Source organism: Pseudomonas abieticivorans (assembly GCF_023509015.1).
Classification (GTDB): Bacteria; Pseudomonadota; Gammaproteobacteria; order Pseudomonadales; family Pseudomonadaceae; genus Aquipseudomonas; species Aquipseudomonas abieticivorans.
Genome location: NZ_CP094975.1, coordinates 6,166,257 through 6,181,626 on the forward strand (window position 1 = coordinate 6,166,257; position 15,370 = coordinate 6,181,626).

Here is a 15,370-nt window from a genome sequence, read left to right on the forward strand (position 1 = left end):
CGACCCCGCTTAATGTAAGGAGCCAGGGATAATCCATCAAGCAGGGATCATCGCCCTTCCCAATCAGCGCCCCAACAACTGACTCAATACCGCCCGCAATTTCCCAGGCTTGACCGGTTTGTTCAGCAGCGGCGCTCCCAGCCGTTGCAGCTGCCGGCGGCACTGGTCGCTGCGGTCGGCGGTGATGATCACCGCCGGAATGGCCCGGCCGTAATGCTCGCGCAAGCGCTTGACCACCTCGCAACCGGTCACGCCATGGTCCAGGTGATAGTCGGCGACGATCAATTCCGGCGCCTGGCCCTGCAAGGTATCCAACGCCTGGGCCTGGTCGGTGGCGGTAAGGACCGTGCAGCCCCACTGGCCGAGCAAATCGGCCATGCTTTGCAGGATGCTCAACTCATTGTCCAGCACCAGCAACCGGCGCCCTGGCAGCGGGTTGCCGGCCACTGGCAGGGCCGGCAGCTGATCGTTCGCCGGCGCGGGCAAACCGGTTGCCAGCGGCACGTCGATGGCGAACATAGACCCTCGCCCCGGCTGCGAGCGCACGGTGACGGGGTAATCGAGGATCCGTGCGATGCGTTCGACGATCGCCAGGCCCAGGCCCACGCCCTTGCGATCGGCCGCCCGGCCAACGTCCAATTGGTTGAACTCAAGGAAAATCGACTCCAGGCGGTCCTCGGCAATCCCCCGCCCGGTATCCCACACGGCCAGGCGCAGGCACCCGGCATGGCGCCGCGCGCCCAGTACGATGCGCCCACGCTCGGTGTAGCGGCAGGCGTTGCTGAGGAAGTTGCGCAAAATCCGCGTCAGCAACCGCAAGTCGGTGCTCACCGCGTAGTCGCTGCTGCGTACTTTCAACGCCAGCCCAGCCTGTTCGGCCACCGGTTGGAATTCCGACGCCAGGGGCCCGAGCACCTCGTCCAGCCGGTACACATCGATATCCGGCTTGATGGCCGCCTGGTCCAGGCGCGAAATATCCAACAAATCGGTCAACAGCTCCTCGGCCCCTTCCAGGGCCTGGTGAGTGCGCTCCACCAGGCCGTGCTCAGCCACCGGCAGCTGCCGCTCACGCAAGGTCGAGATCAACAGGCGCGCGGCATTTAGCGGTTGCAGCAAGTCGTGGCTGGCCGCCGCCAGGTATTTGTCCTTGCTGCGGTTGGCGGCCTGGGCGGCGTCACGGGCTTCGAGCAATTCATTGGTGCGCTCGGTCACCCGTTGCTCCAGCTCGTCGTTGAGCAGTTGCAGGCGTTTCTGCGCCAGCTTGCGCTCGGTGATGTCGGCGACAAAGCCTTCCACCACGCCGTCTTCGTCGGGGCGCAGCAACAAATTCATCTGCACGTCGATACGGCTGCCGTCCTTGCGCAGCAATTGGGTTTCATAGCCTTGAAGGCGCCCCTGGCGTTGCAGCACCTGGGCGATGCCGGCCAGTTCCACCGCGCCGCCGCCGTACAGGTGGTTGGCCAGGTCGGTGAGGTTGAACAGCACGTCCTGTGGGTCGCGGTAGCCGAGCATGCGCGCCAGCGCCGGGTTGGCCGCGCGCATGCCGTGCGCCAGGCTGGCCTGGAAGATGCCATGCACGGCGTTTTCGAACAGCCACTTGTAGCGGTTGCGCTCGGCCTCCAGCTCTTCCAGGCGGTTGGCCAGTTCCGGGTAATGGCTTTTGCGCACCGAATGGTTGGTCAGCCCCAACAATCCGGCCAGCGCTTGCTGGCGGGGGTCAGAGGGCTTCGCCATAGACCACCTCGACGTCACGCTGGCAGGACTCGCGCGGGTTGGTCAGTATGCACGGGTCGTGCATGGCGTGATGCGATAAAAACGGGATGTCCGACAGCCCTACCCCGTGCAGGCCCAGGGTCTCGTGAAAACCAATGGCATGTTTGAGCGCGATCAGGTGCTCCACCAGGCGCTGGCGGATCTGAGGGTGGCTCATGCCCCGGCAATCGATGCCGCACGTCTGGGCGATGACCTTGAAACGCTCGGGTGCGGCGCTGTAGTTGAAGGCCACCACGTGCTCCACCAGCACCGCGTTGCACAAACCGTGCGGCAGGTCGAGAAAACCGCCCAGGCTGTGGGACATGGCGTGCACTGCGCCCAGGATGGCATTGGAAAAGGCCAGGCCGGCCTGCATGCTGCCCAACATGATCTTTTCGCGCAGGGCAATATCAGCGGGGTTGGCGATCATCTGCACCAGGTGGCCATTGATCAGGCGAATGGCCTCCAGCGCATGCGGGTCGGTGAGTGGGCCATGGCCGGTGGACACGAACGCCTCGATGGCGTGCACCAACGCATCGATACCGGTGCAAGCGGACAGGAACGGGTCCATGCTCAGCGTCGTCTCCGGGTCGATCAGTGCCACGTCGGGTACCGCACCCTTGCTGACGATGGAGATTTTCATGCGCTGCTGCTGGTTGGAGATGATTACGAACTGCGACACGTCCGCCGAGGTGCCGGCGGTGGTGGGAATCAGGATCAACGGCGGGCTGGGCACGCGCAGGGTGTCCACCCCTTCGAACTCCAGGATATGCCGGCCATGGGCGACGACAATGCCGATGCCCTTGGCACAATCCATGGGGCTGCCACCGCCAATGGCGACGATGACGTCGCAGTGCTCATCGAGGTAGCGCTGCGCGCCGCCCATCACCTCCTCCACCCGTGGGTTGGCCGTGACGTCGCTGTACACGCAGTAATCGATCCCTTCGCCCTGCAGGCTCGCCTCGACGTCCGCCACCCAGCCGGCAGCCACCACCCCGGGGTCACTGACCAGCAGCACCTTGCGAGCGCCGAAATTCTTCGCATAGTTGGCCACATGGTGCCGGCAACCGGCGCCAAAGATGATTTCCGGGGAAACAAATTTGCGCAACTGGCTGAAGTTTTGGCTCATGGTTAGTCTACTTTTCTTATAAGGGCGTTTTTTTAAGATGGCACTGCTATTTATGCCAGTAGACGAGCGCCGTTGAAGCTCGTACGGTGGCCGCAGGATTGATCTTTCAGCAAATGGAATGGCCCATGGACACGTTTCAGTTTTCACGCTTCATCAGCCAGGAAATCGAAAAAGCCCAGGACGAAGCGCTGAGTGCCCGCAGCGCGGACATCAGTACCCGGGCCAGGGCCAGGAAAGCGTTTTATGAAATGCTCGAGCGGCGCCTGCACAAGCGGCTGACCCCCACCGACATGGGCACGCTGGATGCGTTGCACGAGACCCTCAAGGCCCTGCGCCTGCTCGACCAACACGAAACCTTGATGAGTGTACTGGCCGACACCAGCATAAAGCCCATCGACATCACTGGGTAACCGATCACTCTACTACTTTAGTACTGCCTTTGCGGCCGAAAGTCCCATGGCCAAACGCCGGCCCGCACCGTGTAATACGCGCACAATTAGAAAAGAGTGAACCCCTGATGCGCACGCTCACTGCCCTGCTCTGCCAAGCCCTGCTGGGCCTGGCCTTCGGTTGCCTGGTTGCCAGCCTCGCCCATGCCAGCGCCGGCCCGCTCACTGCCGCTGGGCCTGTGCCCCTACGCCTGCTACCTTAACTGCAACGTTCCCAGCGCAGCCAAAGAGCGAGCGAGCATGTACACCTTTCTCATTGCCGACGACCACCCGTTGTTCCGCGAAGCCATGCACAACGTGGTGGCCGATGCCTTTGCCGGCAGCCAGATCCTGGAAACCGCCGACCTTGAGGCCACCCTGGCCTTGACCCGCGAGCACGACGACCTGGACCTGATCCTGCTGGACCTGAACATGCCCGGCATGCACGGCCTGGGCGGCCTGATCACCTTGCGCAACGAGGCCCCGACCATCCCGGTGGTGATCGTCTCGGCCGAGCAAGACAAGCAGATCGTGCTGCAAGCCATCACCTATGGCGCGGCAGGCTTCATCACCAAGTCATCGCCGCGGGCGCAAATGACCGACGCCATCGACCGGGTGCTCAAGGGCAACGTGTACCTGCCCCCGGACATCATCCGCACCCGCTCGCACACCGAACGCCGGCAGCCCGGCGAAAGCAACGTGTTTAACGCCGAGCTGCTGCAAGCCTTGACCCGCAAGCAACTGCAAGTGCTGGAGCGCATGACCAAGGGCGAATCGAACAAGCAGATCGCCTGGCACCTGACAATCGCCGAGACCACGGTCAAAGCCCATGTCTCGGCCATTTTGCGCAAGCTGAACGTGCACAACCGCGTGCAGGCGATCCTCAGTGCCGGGGAAATCGATTTCAGCACTTACCTGCATCGGTAAGCCACCCGGCGCGCATGTGGTTTTCTGAACACTGGCGCCACCCTCCTGTCAAAACCCCACGCCAGCCTTTTTCAACCGACCTGGAGTGTTCCCATGATCATCGATCTGTCCGGCAAAATCGCCATCGTCACCGGTTCCACCCAAGGCATCGGCTTTGCCATCGCCCAAGGCCTGGCCACCGCCGGCGCGCACGTGATCATCAACGGGCGCAAGGCCCAGGCCGTGGAAACGGCCATCAGTACGCTCAAGCAAGCGCTGCCCGATGCGCACCTGCAGGGGGTGACGGCCGACGTCGGCACCGCCGCCGGCTGCCAGGCGCTGTTCAAGGCCGTGCCCCACGCCGACATCTTGGTCAACAATGTCGGCATCTATGGGCCGCAGGACTTTTTCGAGACCGAAGATGAAACCTGGACACGCTTTTTCGAAGTCAACGTGATGTCCGGCGTACGCCTGTCGCGCACCTACCTGCCGGGCATGGAGAGCCGGCAATGGGGCCGCGTGGTGTTCATTTCCTCGGAGTCGGCCATCAATATCCCGGCGGACATGATCCACTATGGGTTTACCAAGACCTCGAACCTGGCGGTGTCCAGGGGCCTGGCCAAGCGCATGGCCGGTACCGGCGTCACGGTCAATGCCGTGCTGCCCGGCCCGACCTTGTCCGAAGGGCTGCAAGGCATGCTCAAGGATGAACAGCAAAAATCCGGCAAGAGCCTGGAAGACACCGCCGCCGCGTTCGTCATGAAAAACCGCCCCAGTTCCATCATCCAGCGCGCCGCCAGCCTGCAAGAGGTGGCGAACATGGTGGTGTACATCGCTTCGCCACAAGCTTCGGCCACCACCGGCGCGGCGTTGCGGGTGGATGGCGGCGTGGTTGATTCACTGGCTTGAACCGCGGCGATCCTTTGGCCGACTGATCCGCGCCTGCGAGGCGATCAATCGATGATTGCCACCGCCCTTACAAACCCGGCCGAGGCATGCCGAATCTTGTACGGGAAGCACGACACGGTAAAGCCAGACGCCGGCAGGCTTTCAAGGTTGGCCAACTTTTCCATCTGCCCATAGCCGATGTCGCGGCCGGCCTTGTGCCCTTCCCAGATGATCGAGGCATCGTCGCTGGCGGCGAAGCGCTCGCGGGTGTATTTGAACGGCGCGTCCCAGCTCCAGGCGTCGGTGCCGACCACGCGTACCCCCCGGTCCAGCAGGTACATCGTGGCTTCGCGGCCCATGCCGATGCCGGCGTCCAGGTACCCGGGCTGGCCGAACAGGCTCCCGGCGCGGGTATTGACCAGCACGATGTCCAGGGCCTGCAAGGTGTGGCCGATGCGTGCCAGTTCCCCTTCGACTTGGGCGGCGGTGACCACGTGGCCGTCGGGCAAATGCCGGAAGTCCAGCTTCACCCCCGGTTGCAGGCACCAGTCCAACGGCAACTCATCAATGCCCCAGGCCGGTTTGCCGCCGTCGGTGGTCGAGGCGTAGTGCCAGGGCGCATCCATGTGCGTGCCGCTGTGGGTGGTGATGTGCAGGCGCTCGGCGGCCCAGGATTCGTGGCCCGGCATCTGGTCCAGGCTAAGCCCGGGGAACATCGCCGCCATCTCTGGCCAGCCTTGCTGGTGGTCCATGTAGTCGATGGTCGGCAGCAACGGCGGTGGGTCGGTGTAGGGGTTGTTGTCCAGGGTAACCGACAGGTCGATCAAGCGGCGCTTGGCAGTGTTCACAAGGGTTTCCTCACGGCAGACAGGTTCAAGGCGTGGCGCACCAGGTGGGCGGCGTTGCCGTCATGGCAGAAACCGGCGGCGCGCGCACGGGGGGATTTGAGCGGCGGCATCGCGCCGAACAGTGCTTGCAGGTGCGCATCGGGGGCAAAGCTGATCAACGCTCGCCCGGCCTCGCCAAAGCGGGCGGCCAGGGCGTCGATGACCTGGGCCATGGACAGCTGCAGCACCGGGAGTTGCCAGACGCGTTGGCTGTCAAAAGGCAGTTCGCAAAGCTCAGCCGCATGGATCAGGTTGTTCACGCAGCAGCGCGCCGACATCCACCAGGCCGTGGCCTGCGGGCTGACCGGGCAGGTGTAGGGCTCACCCGCGGCGAACGCGTGCAATAGATCGCTCATGAACGCCGAACGCAGGCCATTGGGCTGCCGTGGCCGGGCGACGATGCCCGGCAGGCGCAGCGCGCGGCCATCCACCTCGCCACGGCGGGCCAGGTCGCACAAGGCGGTTTCGACCATCAACTTGTGCGCGCCATAGGACAACTGCGGCTGCGTCAGGGCGGTTTCGTCCATGCGCGCCGGCAATGCATCGCCGTACACCGCGATGCTGCTGGCGTACACCAGCACCGGTGGCCGAGCCGTGTTGCGCAACTGGTCGAGCAACTCAAGGCTGGCCAAAAGATTCACCTGGTAGCCTGCCGCGTAATCCTGCTCGGCCGCGCCACCCGGCACGCTGACCAAGTGAAACACCACGTCGATGCCGTCGGCCAGCACCCGGCGGATCAACGCTGCATCGGTGATATTACCGGGGTGCAGGCGCAACCGGGGGTCGTCGGCAAAGCCGGTTAAATCGGTGTCCAGCAGGCGCAGGGCGCCGATGGCGCGGCCACACAAACTGCCGTGTTGCAACAACTGCAGGGCCAACTGGCGGCCGACAAAGCCATTGGCGCCGGTGATCAATACGCGCATGCCCGCCCCTCAGCCATTGGCCTGAACCACATGCTGGTCGATGGCGCCGAACAGCGACTGGCCGTCTTCGCCCAGCACCTGCATGTGCACCCGGTCGCCGAACTGCATGAAGCCGGTGTGGGGCGCCCCCTGCTCGATCATTTCGATGGCCCGCCGCTCGGCGATGCAGGCCGAACCTGCACTGCGCTCGACGTTAGACACGGTGCCCGAACCGATCAGGGTGCCCGCGCCCAGGCGCCGGGTGAAGGCGGCGTGGGCGATTAACTGGCCAAAGCTGAAATTCATTTGCCCGCCGTTGGGGTGGCCAAACCACTGGCCGTTCCATTGCACGTGCAAGGGCAACTGCACCCGCCCCTCGCGCCAAGCCTCGCCCAATTCATCCAGGGTGACGGCCACCGGGGCAAAGGCCGAGGACGGCTTGGCCTGCAAAAAGCCGAAGCCGGTTTTCATCTCCCGCGGGGCCAGGGCGCGCAGGCTGACGTCGTTGATTTGCACCACCAGCTTGATATGCCCCAGGGCCTGCTGCGCCGAACAGCCCAAGGGCACGTCGTCGAGCAGCACGCCGAACTCGCCTTCAAAGTCGATGCCCTGGCTGACACTGGGCAGGCAGATGTCGTCATGGGCACCGAGAAAATCATCGCCGGCGCCCTGGTACATCAGCGGCGTGTGCTCGGCGCCGTCGATGGGGTCCAGGTTGAAGGCCTTTTGCATCAGGCTGCCGTGGTTGAGGAACGCCGAGCCGTCGCACCACTGGTAGGCCCGTGGCAGCGGCGCCATGGCCCGGGTGGGCTGGAAGGCAAACGCGGCGCCCGCCGTGCCACTGTTCAAGGCATCCGACAGTGCTTGCAGCACCGGCTCGGCGTGCGCCCAGCTCTCCAGGGCCTCGCGCATCGTTGCGATGGGGGCCTGTGCCGCCCAACGCAAATCACGGGACACCACCACCAGCCGACCGTCGCGGCTACCGTCTTTCAGGGTTGCCAGCTTCATGGCTGCGCGCCTTCTGTAAATTGGCCGTCGAGCAGGATGAACACCATCCGTGCCATCGACTCTGTGCGGTTGCTCCAGGCATGCTGGGTGCCGCGCTGCACCACCACGTCGCCACGGCGCAAGTGCACCTCCTCGTCATCCACTACCAGCCACACCTCGCCCTCGGTGACGATGCCGTAGTCGACCGTTTCGGTGCGGTGCATCAATTTGTGCCGCGAGTCAGGGGTGCCAGTGCCGGCGTGGGCCTGGCCGATTTCCGCGAACGCGGCGGCAGCGTCTTCGGCGCTGATGGCGTTCTGCACGCTGTCGGGCGGAATATCCACCACGCGGATTACGCTGCCCATGGGCCCAGGGCTCAACTGCAAGGGCCGCGCCGTGGGGTCGTCGGCATTGTCGATGGGCGCGGGGGTGGCGTTGGTGTTCCAGATTTCATGGAATACCGTGCCGGGCACCGCTTGCAGGGCGAACGTGTTAGGCGTAGCGCCGCAATGGCTGATCGTGGCACGGCCGTCGGCGGTGTGGCCGGTAACGATGCGTTTGAAGGTGGGCAGCATGGTTTGTTTGTCCTTTGAAGTTATTGTTTGAATACACACTGGGGTCGGTGTAGGCGCCTGCGCGAGCCAAACCACTCGGTCTAATTACCATCGCCAATGGTGGTGCCCCCATCGACAACCAGGTTTTGCCCGGTGATGAACCCACCCGCCGGCGCCGCCAGCAACAAGGCTAACCCGGCGATTTCCTCGGGGGTACCAACCCGGCGCAACGGCGTCAGCGCCAGGCGTTTCTCCATCAGGGCCGGCGCCTGGGTCAGTGGCTTGGCGAATTCGGTGTGGATCACCCCGGGGCTGATGGCATTGACCCGCACGTTGGCCGGCCCCCACTCCACCGCCAGGTTGCGCGCCAACTGCGCGAGTGCCGCCTTGGACAGGCCATACAGGCCCAGCGCCCGGTTGCCGCGCACCCCGGCAATGCTGGCCATCAACACCACGCTGCCGCCGCCGCGCCCGGCCATGGCCGGCAGCAGCGCGCTGCTCAGCCACACGGCGCTGCGCAGGTTGACCGTGAGGGTGGCGTCCCACTCGGCATCGCTGGCACTGGCTAACGGGCCCATGTGCGGGGCGATTCCGGCGTTGCACACCAACGCGTCGAGGCCGCCGAAACGCCCCAGCACCGCCTCGGCCAACGCCTGCACGTCGGCCTGTTGGCCAAGGTCAGCGGCGATGGGCCAGGCGTCGATGCCCTCCTCGGCCAGGGTCGCGGCCACCTGGCGGCAGTCTTCAAGGCTTTCACTGCTGATGGCCAGGCGTGCACCGGCCTGGCCATAGGCTCGGGCGATGGCCAGGCCGATACCACGGGTGGCACCGGTGATCAGTGCCGTCTTGCCGGCAAGGCTAAACAACGCGCTGTTCATGCGTGCTCTCCCAAGGGGGCAAGGGTGGGGATGCGCAGGCAGCCCAAGGCGACCAGCCACTGCACCCCACCGACGATGGCCAGCGCCATTGGCAAGGCCGAGTTGACGCCGGCGGTCATGGCCAGCACTACCAGGGGGCTGACGAATTCGCCGGCGAAGATCGCCGCTGTGAACAGGCCACTGGCCCGGCCGCGCTGGCTGAAATCGACCTGGGCCATGATCCGGGTGATCAAGGTGGGCAACATCAGGCCGATGCCCAAGCCGTTGATGAACACCGCCAGCGACACCAACGTGTGGCTACCCGCGCCAGCCATCAACAAGCCGCCGCTGCCGGCCAGCGCGAAGGCCAGCAGCAACAGCCAGGACGGCCGCGCACGACCGATCAGTCTAAAGCTCAGGGCGCCGAGCACCACGCCCACCTGGTTGCCGCCCATGGTCAAGCCGATTTGCTGGGGTGCGTCCACGCCCAACAGGTTGAGCAGGTAACCGGCCTGCACCGGCACGATGAACAGGCTCAGCCCAGCCAGCAACGCCAGCCCCAACAGCGGCGCCAGGCCACGCCACGGCATGCGCCGGCCAACCACCTCGCTCGCCGCTTGCGCTCGCGGCTCCCACAACAGCAGCGCCATCAACGGCAAAAACACCAGCCCTACGGCGTACAAGGCAAAAGGCGCGCGCCAGTTGTCCTGGCCCAGGTGCCCGCCCACGGCCATGAACAGCGCGGCCGACAGGGAGGTGGCGACCATCTGCAACGCAAACAGCCGCTCGCGACGCCCGCCGCTGTAGTAGTCCCCCATCAGCGCGGTGCAGCAGGTCATGATCGCCGCCTCCGCCAGGCCGATGCCGGCGCGGCTGGCGACGATCGCCGGCAGCGAGTCCAGCCACAATGGCAAGGTGCCGCACAGGGTGTAGAGCAGCATCGCCACCAACAACAGCGGCTTGCGCCCGGTGCGATCGGCGATCATCCCGGCGAACGGTGCCAACAGCGCCACCACCAGGGCCGGCAGCGTCAAGGCCACCGGCACCAGCACGGCGGAGCCCGGGGTGTCGGCAAAATGCACCTGCATGCGCGGCAACACCGGGGCCAACAACACTGCGCCCAATACCGGCAGGCAACTGCCCAACAGCAACAACAGGGACTGCGGCGCCCCCGCGATACGTTCAGCCTTCATGGCGCACCTCCAGGGTGGCCGGGCGCTGGAAGGCCTTGTCCCGCACCACGGGTTGACGGGTTGCCATCGTTGCTGGCACGGCGGGCGTGTCGGCCACCAAGCGCTTTTGCGGCAACAGAAAGTACGCCAGCGCCGGCAGCAGGATCAGCGCGCCTACCATGTTCCACACGAACATGAAGGCCAGCAGCACGCCCATGTCGGCCTGGAACTTGATGGGCGAGAACATCCAGGTGCCCACGCCGATGGCCAGGGTCACGCCGGTGAGCATCACCACCTTGCCGGTGAATTGCAGGGCCCGGTAATAGGCTTGGGACAAGCTCGAGCCCCGGCGCATCTCGGCCAGCACGATGCTCATCACGTACAGCGCGTAGTCCACGCCGATGCCCACGCCCAGGGCGATCACCGGCAAGGTCGCGACCTTGACGCCGATGCCCAGCCACACCATCAGGGCCTCGCACAGGATCGAGGTGAGCATCAGCGGCAGCACCGCGCACAGCACCGCGCGCCAGGAACGGAAGGTCACCAGGCACAGCAGGCACACCGCGCCATACACCCACCAGAGCATCTCGTGGCTGGCCTGCTTGACCACGATATTGGTCGCAGCCTCAATGCCTGAGCTGCCTGCGGCCAGCAGGAATTGCGCCTGCTCGCTGTCGTTTTCCTTGGCGAAGGCTTGCACGCTGTCCACCACGCGGCCGAGGGTGTCGGCCTTGTGATCGGTGAGGAAGGCATACAGCGTCAGCAGGCTGCAATCCTCGTTATACAAGCCGCGCGGCGCGCCGGCGGTGACCATGTTCAGGGTGGCCTGGTTGTTCAGCAGTTCGTACCACTTGGGGTTGCCCTCCGACAGCCCCACCAGCACCCGGCGGTTGAGCAGCGCCAGGGAGTTGGTCGAATCCACCCCCGGCAGGCCGCGCAGTTGCCAGTCCAGGTTGTCCACCCGTTGCAGGGTGTCGTAGCTGGAGCAGCCGCCCGGCGGGGTTTTCACCATCACCGCGAACACGTCGCTGCTGGCGCCGTAGTGCTGCGTCAGGTAGGCGTTGTCCTGGTTGTAGCGCGAGTCGGCACGCAATTCCGGGGCGCCGGCGTCCAGGTCGCCCACCTTCAAGTGCAGGCTGACCAGGTAGCCGCCCACGGCGAGCACCGCCGCCAGCGCCACGCAACCGGTGGCCCAGCGCCGTTGCGTGAACAGGTCCAGAAAGCGCCAGGTGGGGTGGCGCGCGGCACCCGCCGCCTCAGCCTCTTCGCTGCGCAGGCTGCGCTTGGCCGCCGGCGCACTGACGCCCACGTAAGACAGCAATACCGGCAGCAGGATCAGGTTGGTGAAGATCAACACGGCCACGCCGATGCTGGCGATCACGGCCAGGTCCTGAATCACCTGGATCTTGATGATCATCAGCACCGCAAAGCCCACCGCGTCACACAACAGCGCCGTGAGCCCGGCCAGGAACAGCCGGCGAAAGGTGAAGCGCGCCGCCACCAGCCGGTGCATGCCGCGGCCGATGTCCTGCATGATGCCGTTCATTTTTTGCGCGCCGTGGCTCATGCCGATGGCGAAGACCAAAAACGGCACCAGCACCGAGTACGGGTCCAACTCAAAACCCAGCACTGGCAACAGGCCCAACTGCCACACCACTGCCACCAGCGAGCAGCTCATCACCAGCGCCGTGCTGCGCAGGCAGCGGGTGTACCAATAGAGCACGGCCGCGGTGATGGCGATGGCGGCGGCGAAAAACAGCAGGATCTGCTTGAGGCCTTGGATCAGGTCACCCACCACCTTGGCAAAGCCGGTGATGCGGATTTGCACTGGCCCCGTCTGGTACTGGGCGCGCAAGGCTTCCAACTGCTGGGACAGCTGCGCATAGTCCAGGGGCTTGCCATCGGCGGTGGTCGCCAGCAGCGGCACGTAGATGATGCTCGATTGTTGATCGAAGGCCACCAACTGGCCGATCTCGTTGGAGCGTTCGACGTTGCGCTTGAGCGCCTCAAGGCTGGCCGGCGCGCCGTCATAACCGTCGGGGATCACCGGCCCGCCTTCCAGGCCCTCCTCGGTCACGCCCACCCAGCGGGTGGCGGGGGTCCACAGTGACTTCATGTAGGCACGGTCGACGCCGGGCAACAGGTACACCGCGTCGTTGAGTTTTTGCAGGGTGCTCAGGTACTGCGCGTCGTACACGCTGCCCTGGGTATTGCTGACCGCGATGCGTACGGCGTTGCCCAACCCGGACAGCTCCTGGCGATGGGCCAGGTAGTTGGCGATAAAGGGCTGGTCGGTGGGGATCATCTTCTCGAAACTGGCATTGAGCTGCAGCCGGGTGGCCTGCCAGCCCAACAGCATCGTGACCAGCAGGCACAGCAGCAAAACGATGCGCCGGTGGTTGAACAACGCGCGTTCGAGCAACGAGCCCGAGGCTTGATCGAAATCGGCGAGCTTGCCGCTCAGCGGCGCCGCACCCGTATCATTGGCAACGTGCATGGCGTTACTCCGCAGCATGGATAGACGGGGCCAGGCGCATCGGCCCGGCAAAACCTGCGCCCACCAGCGTGCCATCGGCAGCCTGGGCCACGGCGGTCAGCGGTGGGCCGGGCGGCAGCGCCAGGGGCGTGAGGTGGCTGAAGTCCGCAGACGCCTGCAACAGGCCGCCCGCCTGGTTCACCACCAGCAGGTGCTTGCCCAGCAGGCGCAGGTCATTGATGGAAATAGGCAGTGGGTTGTCGACGGCGGTAAAGCTGTGGCCTTGGTCCACGGAGCGGAACAACTTGCCGCGCAGCCCTGCCAGCCATACGGCGCCATCGGCTTGCACGGCCAGGCTGAAATAGCTGCCTTGGTAAGGGGTGGGCAGCGCCTGGAAGTGTTCACCGGCGTCCAGGGAGCGCAAAAACAATCCTTGCTCACCGGCCATGTACACCACGGTGCCCTGCTGCACCACGGCATACAGGTGCAGGCCTTGGGGGTTGGGCAGGCGCCCGGCCCAGGGCACCCAGCTTGCGCCGCCATCGGTGGTGCCCAGGGCCAAGCCGTAGGCACCCACCACCACGCCATGCAGCGCATCAGTGAAGCTCAGCGCCAGCAAGGGTTTGTCGGCGCCATCGCTAACCCCTTGGCGAGCCGCGGCCAGGCGATGCTCGTCGCCGGCCGCCTGGGCGGCGCTAAGTTCCAGCGCAGCCGCCCGGCGACCGTCCAATTGCACGGCCCAGTGTTCACCGGCATCGCTGCTGTGCAACACCACCCCGGCATGGCCCACGGCCCAACCGTTGCGGCCATCGACAAACTGCACCGCCGTCAACGAGCTGCTGACGGGCACGACCGCCTGGCGCCAGTTGCCGCCGTTATCGTCCGACAGCAGCACCGTACCGCGCTCGCCCACCGCCACCAGGCGCTCGCCGGCCCGGGTGATGGCCTGCATCACCGCGTGCCGCGATTGGGTCGATTGCACGGCCGGGCGGCCCAGCACGTCCACCGACGGCGCCGCCGCCAGCGATTGTGCTGCCACCATCAGCCCCAAGGCCAGCCAGCCTTTGCCGTTCATATCAGCGCACACCTTCGCCGGCCAGGGCATCGGGGGTGAACACCGAGTCCTTGTAGGCCTGCACCACGCGGTACTGCTCGTTTTTACCGGCGAAGATGTCACCGGTAAACCAGGTGCCCGAGACCATGTCGTAGAAGCCGTTGGTCAGGGTGACCACGCCGGGCATGTCAGGCAACACCACCGGGGTGGTCCACAGCACCTTGGCCAACTGGTTTTGCGCGTCGTAACGCTCCCCCAGCACAGCAGCCCAAGTGTCTTCGTCCAGGTAGTAGGTGCTGCGCGGCATCACGTGGCGCTTGCCGGCCTTGAGGGTCGCTTCCACCACCCATACCCGGTGCAGTTCCCAGCGGATGTCGTCAGGGTTGAGGTGGTGGTCGGCCAACAGGTCAGTCGGGTTGGCGACGGTGAACACTTTGTTGGAGTTGTAGGGGATGTACAGCTCTTTCTTGCCCACCAGCTTCCAGTCGAAACGGTCGACACGGCCGTTGAACACGTACAGTTCATCGAAGCTCATCACCCCGGCGGTGGCCGGCGTCGGCGTGTCGCAGCAGGCGTTGGGCAGGCGGCGCACGCGGCGCTGGCCCGGCAGGTAGGTCCACACGCCGGCGTTGTCGGCATTGATGTTTTCGCGCCCGGTGATGGCCTCGCCGGCACGCAGTGGCGGCCCGTCGTTGGTCATGCGGATGGTCCAGAAGGTGCCGTCCTTTTTGCCGCCATCAGGCAGGTACCAAGGCATCTGCATGTCGGCGCGCGAGTCGTTGGTGAGCACGTGCTTGCCGTCGGCGGTGGTCAGGTACTGGGTGAAATTGGCGTGCCAGGACGCCCCGCGCCAGCGCAGCAGGTGGTTCCAGATGGCTTCCACGCCGCTTTTGGGGATCGGGAACGGGATGCCGCCCTGGGCGTTTTCCGGCATGGGGCCTGCGGCGCCGTCGGTGAGTTTGGCGTTGGTGGCGTTGGCAAAGGTGGCGTCATACACCCCTTGCGGCGCGGCGGCAGTGCGGTGCGTGGGGTACACGTCCAGGCGGTAGCTGTCGGGGTATTTCTTGAGCATCGCCTGGATGCCCGGGGTCAGTTTGTCGGCGTACTGCGCCATGTTTTTCGCGCTGATGCTGTACAGCGGTTTTTCGCTGGCAAACGGGTCGCCGCGCTTGCCGCCGTCCTTGTAGCCAGGTTCGGCCGTGGTCAGCCCACCGGTCCAGGCCGGGATATTGCCGTCGGCACTGGCGGCCCGCTCGGCGCCCAGGGGCGTGAGGGTGGTTTTCAGGGTGGCGGCTTCCTGCGCGGTGGCCGCCAGGGCGCCTTGGGCGATGCAGGCAGCAGTCAACAGCACGGCAAGTGGGTTACGCATGTTCATTGT

15 protein-coding genes are annotated in these 15,370 nt (G+C 65.3%); 4 read left to right on the forward strand and 11 right to left on the reverse strand.

Annotated features, from left to right (window positions below; all coding sequences use genetic code 11):
- Positions 1 to 63: 63 nt before the first annotated feature.
- Together L9B60_RS27975 and ercA are read right to left on the reverse strand one after the other, a co-directional pair.
- The gene (locus tag L9B60_RS27975) at positions 64 to 1,734 is read right to left on the reverse strand and encodes an ATP-binding response regulator (protein ID WP_249674264.1); all 1,671 of its coding nucleotides are present in this window, start codon (positions 1,732 to 1,734) and stop codon (positions 64 to 66) included.
- Positions 1,718 to 2,881, reverse strand: a complete 1,164-nt coding sequence (gene ercA, locus L9B60_RS27980) for an alcohol dehydrogenase-like regulatory protein ErcA (RefSeq protein WP_249674265.1) — start codon at positions 2,879 to 2,881, stop codon at positions 1,718 to 1,720. Before ercA ends, L9B60_RS27975 begins: the two co-directional genes overlap by 17 nt.
- A 125-nt stretch (positions 2,882 to 3,006) precedes the next feature.
- On the opposite strand from ercA, the gene L9B60_RS27985 reads away from it, so the two are divergent.
- The 4 genes from L9B60_RS27985 to L9B60_RS27995 all read left to right on the forward strand — a co-directional run bounded on the left by L9B60_RS27985 (position 3,007) and on the right by L9B60_RS27995 (position 5,124).
- Complete coding sequence (locus L9B60_RS27985) at positions 3,007 to 3,291, forward strand: hypothetical protein (protein ID WP_249674267.1); 285 nt, start codon at positions 3,007 to 3,009, stop codon at positions 3,289 to 3,291.
- Positions 3,292 to 3,398: 107 nt separating this feature from the next.
- Complete coding sequence (locus L9B60_RS30515; protein WP_283780540.1) at positions 3,399 to 3,533, forward strand: hypothetical protein; 135 nt, start codon at positions 3,399 to 3,401, stop codon at positions 3,531 to 3,533.
- A 37-nt stretch (positions 3,534 to 3,570) separates the two neighbouring features.
- The gene (locus tag L9B60_RS27990; RefSeq protein WP_249674269.1) at positions 3,571 to 4,236 is read left to right on the forward strand and encodes a response regulator; all 666 of its coding nucleotides are present in this window, start codon (positions 3,571 to 3,573) and stop codon (positions 4,234 to 4,236) included.
- A 93-nt stretch (positions 4,237 to 4,329) separates the two neighbouring features.
- The gene (locus L9B60_RS27995; RefSeq protein WP_249674271.1) at positions 4,330 to 5,124 is read left to right on the forward strand and encodes an SDR family NAD(P)-dependent oxidoreductase; all 795 of its coding nucleotides are present in this window, start codon (positions 4,330 to 4,332) and stop codon (positions 5,122 to 5,124) included.
- A gap of 44 nt (positions 5,125 to 5,168) precedes the next feature.
- On the opposite strand, the gene L9B60_RS28000 is transcribed toward L9B60_RS27995, so the two are convergent.
- The 9 genes from L9B60_RS28000 to L9B60_RS28040 form a co-directional block, all read right to left on the reverse strand.
- A complete protein-coding gene (locus L9B60_RS28000) occupies positions 5,169 to 5,951 on the reverse strand; it encodes a cyclase family protein (RefSeq protein WP_249674272.1) in 783 nt (260 codons plus the stop codon).
- Positions 5,948 to 6,913: an NAD-dependent epimerase/dehydratase family protein gene (locus L9B60_RS28005; RefSeq protein WP_249674274.1), complete on the reverse strand. Its 966-nt coding sequence runs from the start codon at positions 6,911 to 6,913 to the stop codon at positions 5,948 to 5,950. The genes L9B60_RS28000 and L9B60_RS28005 overlap by 4 nt, the downstream gene beginning before the upstream one ends.
- Positions 6,914 to 6,922: 9 nt before the next feature.
- Complete coding sequence (locus L9B60_RS28010; RefSeq protein ID WP_249674275.1) at positions 6,923 to 7,900, reverse strand: fumarylacetoacetate hydrolase family protein; 978 nt, start codon at positions 7,898 to 7,900, stop codon at positions 6,923 to 6,925.
- Positions 7,897 to 8,454, reverse strand: coding sequence for a cupin domain-containing protein (locus L9B60_RS28015; RefSeq protein WP_249674277.1), 558 nt, complete (start codon positions 8,452 to 8,454; stop codon positions 7,897 to 7,899). The genes L9B60_RS28010 and L9B60_RS28015 overlap by 4 nt, the downstream gene beginning before the upstream one ends.
- 80 nt (positions 8,455 to 8,534) lie before the next feature.
- Positions 8,535 to 9,311 carry an SDR family NAD(P)-dependent oxidoreductase gene (locus L9B60_RS28020; RefSeq protein ID WP_249674278.1) on the reverse strand — a complete coding sequence of 259 codons (777 nt, stop codon included), beginning with the start codon at positions 9,309 to 9,311 and terminating at the stop codon, positions 8,535 to 8,537.
- The gene (locus L9B60_RS28025; protein WP_249674279.1) at positions 9,308 to 10,483 is read right to left on the reverse strand and encodes an MFS transporter; all 1,176 of its coding nucleotides are present in this window, start codon (positions 10,481 to 10,483) and stop codon (positions 9,308 to 9,310) included. The genes L9B60_RS28020 and L9B60_RS28025 overlap by 4 nt, the downstream gene beginning before the upstream one ends.
- Positions 10,473 to 12,959: an efflux RND transporter permease subunit gene (locus L9B60_RS28030; RefSeq protein ID WP_249674281.1), complete on the reverse strand. Its 2,487-nt coding sequence runs from the start codon at positions 12,957 to 12,959 to the stop codon at positions 10,473 to 10,475. The genes L9B60_RS28025 and L9B60_RS28030 overlap by 11 nt, the downstream gene beginning before the upstream one ends.
- Before the next feature lie 4 nt (positions 12,960 to 12,963).
- The gene (locus L9B60_RS28035; RefSeq protein WP_438866029.1) at positions 12,964 to 14,013 is read right to left on the reverse strand and encodes a WD40/YVTN/BNR-like repeat-containing protein; all 1,050 of its coding nucleotides are present in this window, start codon (positions 14,011 to 14,013) and stop codon (positions 12,964 to 12,966) included.
- A 1-nt stretch (position 14,014) separates the two neighbouring features.
- Complete coding sequence (locus L9B60_RS28040) at positions 14,015 to 15,367, reverse strand: DUF1329 domain-containing protein (RefSeq protein WP_438866030.1); 1,353 nt, start codon at positions 15,365 to 15,367, stop codon at positions 14,015 to 14,017.
- Positions 15,368 to 15,370: the final 3 nt, after the last annotated feature.